At 50.9% G+C, this 6,497-nt stretch carries 7 protein-coding genes; 2 read left to right on the top strand and 5 right to left on the bottom strand.

Going from position 1 to position 6,497, the window contains the following annotated elements; translation table 11 throughout:
• From PsB1_RS10475 to PsB1_RS10455, 5 genes are all read right to left on the bottom strand, one after another.
• Positions 1 to 127: GTP-binding protein (locus PsB1_RS10475; protein WP_231492570.1), on the bottom strand; the 127-nt coding region annotated here is incomplete at its 3' end.
• A 44-nt stretch (positions 128 to 171) separates the two neighbouring features.
• Complete coding sequence (fusA, locus tag PsB1_RS10470) at positions 172 to 2,250, bottom strand: elongation factor G (protein WP_284361217.1); 2,079 nt, start codon at positions 2,248 to 2,250, stop codon at positions 172 to 174.
• Positions 2,251 to 2,289: 39 nt separating this feature from the next.
• Positions 2,290 to 2,760 carry a 30S ribosomal protein S7 gene (gene rpsG / locus PsB1_RS10465; protein ID WP_284361215.1) on the bottom strand — a complete coding sequence of 157 codons (471 nt, stop codon included), beginning with the start codon at positions 2,758 to 2,760 and terminating at the stop codon, positions 2,290 to 2,292.
• Between the two features lie 36 nt (positions 2,761 to 2,796).
• Positions 2,797 to 3,168, bottom strand: coding sequence for a 30S ribosomal protein S12 (rpsL, locus tag PsB1_RS10460; RefSeq protein ID WP_284361213.1), 372 nt, complete (start codon positions 3,166 to 3,168; stop codon positions 2,797 to 2,799).
• 530 nt (positions 3,169 to 3,698) lie between these two features.
• Positions 3,699 to 5,717: an acetyl-CoA carboxylase biotin carboxylase subunit gene (locus PsB1_RS10455; protein WP_284361211.1), complete on the bottom strand. Its 2,019-nt coding sequence runs from the start codon at positions 5,715 to 5,717 to the stop codon at positions 3,699 to 3,701.
• 179 nt (positions 5,718 to 5,896) lie between these two features.
• Between PsB1_RS10455 and PsB1_RS10450 the strand changes: the two genes are divergently transcribed.
• On the top strand, positions 5,897 to 6,286 hold the full coding sequence (locus tag PsB1_RS10450; protein WP_284361207.1) for a hypothetical protein: 390 nt from the start codon (positions 5,897 to 5,899) through the stop codon (positions 6,284 to 6,286).
• Complete coding sequence (locus PsB1_RS10445; protein WP_284361204.1) at positions 6,283 to 6,483, top strand: helix-turn-helix transcriptional regulator; 201 nt, start codon at positions 6,283 to 6,285, stop codon at positions 6,481 to 6,483. The genes PsB1_RS10450 and PsB1_RS10445 overlap by 4 nt, the downstream gene beginning before the upstream one ends.
• Positions 6,484 to 6,497: the final 14 nt, after the last annotated feature.

Below are 6,497 nucleotides of genomic sequence, written 5' to 3'. Positions count from 1 at the left end.
TGGCTCCACCAGCTTTCGCCAATGTCATCGTAATCGCCGCCGTCAGCGTCGTCTTACCATGGTCAACATGGCCAATCGTGCCAATGTTACAATGCGGTTTTGTACGTTCAAACTTTTCCTTTGCCATAATTGTCTCTCAGCTTTTCATAAGGTGGTTAAAAGGGGGTGGATTTAGCCAGCAAGCTTTGCGAGCACTTCCGCACTCACGGCCCGAGGCACTTCTTCATAATGATCAAACGACATGGAGAACGAAGCACGACCCGAAGAAAACGACCGCAATTCATTCACATAGCCAAACATATTGGCTAAAGGGACCATGGCGTTGACAACATTGGCGTTCCCGCGCATGTCTTGTCCTTGGATCATACCACGGCGGGAGTTGATGTCGCCAATGACAGAGCCCGTAAACTCTTCTGGGCTGACAACTTCCACTTTCATAATGGGTTCGAGCAAGCGTGGGTCGCCATGTTGTTTTAACTCCCGGAAAGCGGCACGGGCAGCAATTTCAAACGCCAAAACGCTGGAATCCACATCATGATATGCCCCGTCAACCAACGTCGCCTTCAAGTCGATCAACGGGAAACCAGCCAACAGACCATTTTGGACCGAGTTTTCAAGACCTTTAATCACGCCTGGGATATATTCCTTAGGCACCGCACCGCCGACAATTTGGCTTTCAAACGTAAAGCCAGTGCCAGGGTCACCCGGTTCAAAGATCAGCTTAATTCGGGCAAACTGACCCGTACCACCGGATTGCTTTTTGTGGGTGTAGTCAATCTCAGCACGCTTGTTGATCTTTTCACGGTAGGCCACTTTTGGCTGACCGACATTGGCGTCTACATCATAGGTGCGGCGCAAAATATCAACCTTAATGTCCAAGTGAAGCTCACCCATGCCACGCAAAATGGTTTGGCCGCTTTCTTGGTCGGTCGAGACGCGAAATGACGGGTCTTCGTTTGCAAGCTTTGCCAACGCCAACCCAAGCTTTTCCTGATCGGCCTTTGACTTAGGCTCAATGGCGATTTCGATCACGGGCTCTGGGAATTCCATGCGCTCAAGGATCACAGGTTTCAATGGGTCGCACAAAGTATCTCCGGTGCGCACTTCTTTAAGGCCCGCCAAAGCGACAATATCACCAGCATAAGCTTCTTTGATGTCTTCGCGATTGTTCGCATGCATCAACAGCATACGGCCAATACGTTCTTTTTTATCGCGTGAAGAATTCAACACCGCATCACCGGCCGAGCATTTGCCGGAATAGACGCGGCAGAAGGTAATCGTGCCGACAAATTTGTCGTCCATGATCTTAAATGCCAGCATCGAGAATGGATCTTCGTCGGTTGGTTGGCGGGTGGTTTCTTCATCGGTTTTAAAGTCGATGGCCTTGATACCCTCGCGGTCAGCAGGTGACGGTAAATAATCAACAACCGCGTCGAGCAAAGGCTGAACACCTTTATTCTTAAACGCAGAACCGCACAAAACTGGGTGAAAGGCGCGACGGCGTACAGCCAACCGCAACAAGCGCTTGATGGTATCTTCGTCTGGCTCTTGACCTTCGAGATATTCCATCATCACTTCATCGTCCATTTCAACAACGGCTTCGAGCATTGTGTGACGATATTTTTTGGCTTGCTCAATCATATCAGCTGGAATGTCTTCGACATTGAACTTTGCGCCCAAGCTTTCTTCCAACCAAACGATGGCCTTCATCGCAATGAGGTCAATAACGCCCTTGAAGTTGTTTTCAGATCCGATGGGTAATTGCAAACACACGGGCTTTCCACCCACGCGGGAGACTATCTCGCTAACGCAATTGTAGAAGTCGGCACCAATCTTATCCATCTTATTGACAAAGACGATACGTGGCACATCATATTTATCGGCCTGACGCCAAACAGTCTCAGTTTGGGGCTCAACCCCTTGGTTGCCGTCGAGCACGCATACAGCACCGTCAAGCACCCGCAATGAACGCTCTACTTCAATTGTAAAGTCTACGTGGCCCGGAGTGTCGATGATGTTCAAGCGCTTGTCACGCCAAAAGCAAGTAGTGGCAGCAGAAGTGATGGTGATACCGCGCTCTTGTTCTTGGGTCATCCAATCCATGGTGGCAGCACCATCATGGACTTCACCAATCTTATGCGACTTTCCAGTGTAGTACAAAATACGCTCAGTCGTCGTGGTCTTGCCAGCGTCGATATGCGCCATGATGCCAAAATTGCGATAATCTGAAATCGCGTGGGTGCGAGGCATTGTAAAACCCTTTCAGGGGAGCTCTTGGTTTGTATAGATTTACCAGCGATAATGCGAGAATGCGCGGTTGGCTTCGGCCATTTTATGCGTGTCTTCACGCTTTTTCACGGCCGTACCCCGGTTCATGGCTGCGTCGGTCAACTCACCGGCAAGGCGTTCTTGCATGGTTTGTTCGTTACGCTTGCGTGCTGCCCCAACCAGCCAACGCAAAGCCAATGCTTTACGACGCTCTGAACGGACTTCAACAGGAACCTGATAAGTTGCCCCACCCACGCGGCGCGAACGTACTTCGATGGCGGGTGAAATATTGTCAAGTGCATCATGAAAGACCTCAAGAGCGGAACGCTTGGCGCGCTTCTCACAAAGATCAAAGGCACCATAAATGGTCGATTCTGCAACAGACTTCTTGCCCTCATACATGATGTAATTCATCAATTTTGTGACATCCATGTCCCCGAACTTCGGGTCTGGCAGGATATCACGCTTTTCGGCGCGGCGACGACGTGACATGGAAAAACCTCATATTCTCTAGACTATTTCAAGATCTTATTTTGGACGCTTGGTACCGTAATGCGAACGACGCTGCTTACGATTCTTCACCCCTTGGGTATCAAGAACGCCACGCAATATGTGATAGCGCACACCGGGTAAATCCTTGACGCGGCCGCCACGGATCAAAACCACTGAGTGCTCCTGCAGATTGTGGCCTTCACCAGGAATATAGCACACAGCTTCAGAACCAGATGTCAAACGAACCTTTGCAACCTTACGCAAAGCCGAATTTGGCTTCTTTGGCGTAGTGGTATACACGCGGGTGCACACACCTCGACGCTGTGGACAGCCCTTGAGGGCTGGAACCTTATTGCGCACCTTCAAAGGTTGGCGCGGCTTACGGATCAACTGGTTGATCGTTGGCATTCTATCATTTGCTCCTGTATAGCCGACGAATGGGTGGCTATTCCCCGCTTAATATTGCGCGCCCCCCGTGCGACCGAGGGCAGGCTGAGCGCGCAGCCTTATCACTTTCTAGCCAAACGCCAAAACGAGCAAAGCCCCCGTCCCCCTTGGTCCGGTACGCCATGCGCGAGTTGATCAAATTGTCTGGAATGCCCGCCCGAGGTGAAACCACATCGCGCCAGCTTTCATCGGCGCTTTCCTATACGCGGGCTGCTTTTGGGTCAAGGTGAGGGTGCAGTGGGGGTTGCTTGTGCTTGGCCCATGTCTCAGCTTCTGATTAGCTCCGGCGCTGATATAGAGGCCTGCAGGGCATGGACGACCGATGCCGCATGTTAGAAAGCGACGCCTCGAACTGGCCGCCAAAGCGACATAGCGGTAAACCTATGTACGAAGTCAGCTCTTCACGCGAAGAAAACCGAAAAATTGTATGACAACAATGGCTATAACTCTGGAACAAGCGCCCCAAATGGTATTCAAGCAAAAAAACAAATTTAGCCAAGCTCAACCAAAATCTCATCGGCAGCGACCGCTTCGCCCGCACTCACATGGACTTTAGCGACTTTCCCGTCGCGCTCGGCGCGTATGATGTTTTGCATTTTCATGGCTTCCACAATCGCAATCGCCTCACCTGCTTTTATATCCTGACCTTCATTCACCTCCAATGATACAACAAGCCCCGGCATGGGCGAGAGGATCAGGCGCGCGTTGTCGGCTGTTATCTTTTCTGGCAGTTTAGCGTGCAGCTGAGCATCGCGCGGGGTTGCGACAATCACTACCGCTTTGGCACCACGATATGAGAATTGATAGCCCTGCACGCGATCCTTAAATTTGACGGCAAAATATTCGTTTTCAAATACACCCTCTGCATGGGCTATGCCGGTGATCAAGCGGTCACCGGGCTGGAAATCGCTTATGATATCAATCATCTCGCCATTTTCAAACCGAACTTGGGCACCATTTGGAGTGATTTCCACATGCAGTGGATGGTAAGTATTATCAAGCAGCACCACCCAATCACTTCGGATCGACTTATGTGGGGTCATACGGCCGCTGATGTTGGCATCACGTGCCAGTTTACGCATGTGCACTAAGGCACCAACACCAGCCATCAAGCACTGGATTTTATAGGTCAGTGGCGCGCCTTTAAAGCCGGCGGGAAATTGTTCCTTGATATAGGCCGTGGTGATATCGCCCGATCGATAGCGTGCCTCTTCCATGACGGCAGCTAAAAAGGGGATATTGTCCTGAATACCTTCGATAGCGAATGTATCAAGGGCACCTGCTTGCGCTTGAATAGCAGCCAATCGCGTGGGGGCCCAAGTAACTAGTTTTGATATCATAGGGTCATAATGGATCGAAATCTCATCGCCTTCGCGTACACCCGAGTCATTACGGACTTTGTAGCTACCAAAATCACCTTCAATTGGAGGCAAGTAGCGCTTGAGGCGGCCAATGGAGGGTAAAAAGTTGCGGTAGGGATCTTCCGCATAAATCCGGGTTTCCACCGCCCAACCTTTGATTGATAAATCCGATTGCGTGAAGGCCAAAGGCTCACCTGAAGCGATCCGTAACATCTGCTCTACCAAATCAAGGCCTGTGATGGCTTCTGTGACTGGGTGCTCTACTTGCAAGCGCGTGTTCATTTCAAGAAAGTAAAAGCTTCTGTCTTGTCCTGATGCCACAAATTCAACAGTTCCAGCACTGTCATAGCCTACGGCTTTGGCCAATGCGACCGCTTGCTCGCCCATTAGATGACGGGTTGCTTCGTCTAATAAGGGGCTTGGAGCTTCTTCGATGACTTTTTGATTGCGGCGTTGGATGGAACATTCGCGTTCAAACAAATGCACCACATGGCCGTGTTTGTCGCCCAACACTTGAATTTCAATATGGCGTGGGGCAAGGATAAATTTCTCGATAAAGATGCGGTCATCGCCGAAGGCGTTTTTGGCTTCGGCGCGAACAGCTGGAAAGCCCTCCTCCACATCCTTGCGGTCGTAAGCGACGCGAATGCCTTTACCCCCGCCCCCGGCGGAGGCCTTGATCATAACCGGATAGCCGATCTCCTCAGAAATCTTCACGGCATGGGCTGTATCGACAATTTCTCCGATATGGCCGGGTACACAGGAGACGCCAGCGGCAGCGGCGGCTTTTTTACTTTCAATTTTGTCGCCCATCGCACGAATGGCGGTTGGGTTTGGTCCGATAAAGACAATGGCCTCATCCGCACAACGTTGGGCAAACTCCACTTTTTCCGACAAGAAGCCAAAGCCTGGGTGCACGGCCTTTGCGCCCGTTTCTTTGACGGCCGCAATAATTTTATCGATCACAAGATAGGATTCGGATGCAGGCGCTGGGCCGATAAACACCTTCTCATCGGCCATCTCAACGGCCAAGGAATCGCGGTCAGCCTCTGAATAAACGATCACCGTCTTCACGCTCAAACGGCGACAGGTCTTGATGATGCGAACAGCGACTTCGCCGCGATTGGCAATCAAAATCTTCTCAAACATCCGTGCACGCCCCCGAAACGCTGGTCATCTCATGTACCTTGTATTGGAGGTAGTGGTTAGAGGGCAATTGATCAGGATGCAACTTTGGGAAAGCTCGTGAGGGGCTGGATATCCATAATGTTAGCTTGACCTGACATTAATTGAATGTTAGGTATACCTTACATAGAGGAGATCCCACCTTGGAACAAACCCCGCAATCGAAAAGCTATTTTGCCCGCACCATGGGCTTTATGGGCTTTTACATCCTCCTTAACATAGCGGCCATGGCTGGCCTTTTAGATGGGGTCACCTTGCCCGGACGGTGGGTCTTTGCCGGTCTGTTAGGCTTGATGATTGGCGGGCAGATTTGGGCGACTTTGGTGATGATCCGCGATAGCGATGAGTTTATCGGCAGCTTTTTGGCCCGCCAGTTCATTTTAGCGTCTGGCCTTTCAATGGCGATATATTGCGTCTGGGGCTTTGGCGAAAGCTATGCCGAAGCACCCCATCTGCCAAGTTGGATGATTTATCTTTTGTTTTGGTTGAGTTTTGCGATTACCTCACCATTTGCCCGCAGGCTCAACAAATGATCAACCGACTACGCGCATTTCGGACCACAAAGGCCATGACACAGTCCGATCTTGGCCAAGCGGTGGGTGTATCACGCCAAGCCATCATCGCGATTGAAGCCGATCAGCACGATCCTTCCCTTGATCTTGCGTTCAAACTTGCCGCCTTGTTTGAAACCGAGGTAGAGACATTATTTGAAAACCCATATCGAACCTAAGCTGACTATTGGCC

This window comes from Candidatus Phycosocius spiralis, assembly GCF_030158815.1.
In the GTDB taxonomy this organism is placed as follows: Bacteria; Pseudomonadota; Alphaproteobacteria; order Caulobacterales; family Aquidulcibacteraceae; genus Aquidulcibacter; species Aquidulcibacter spiralis.
The sequence above is the reverse complement of the archived record's forward strand: the minus strand, read 5'-3'. Positions and strand labels throughout refer to the sequence as shown.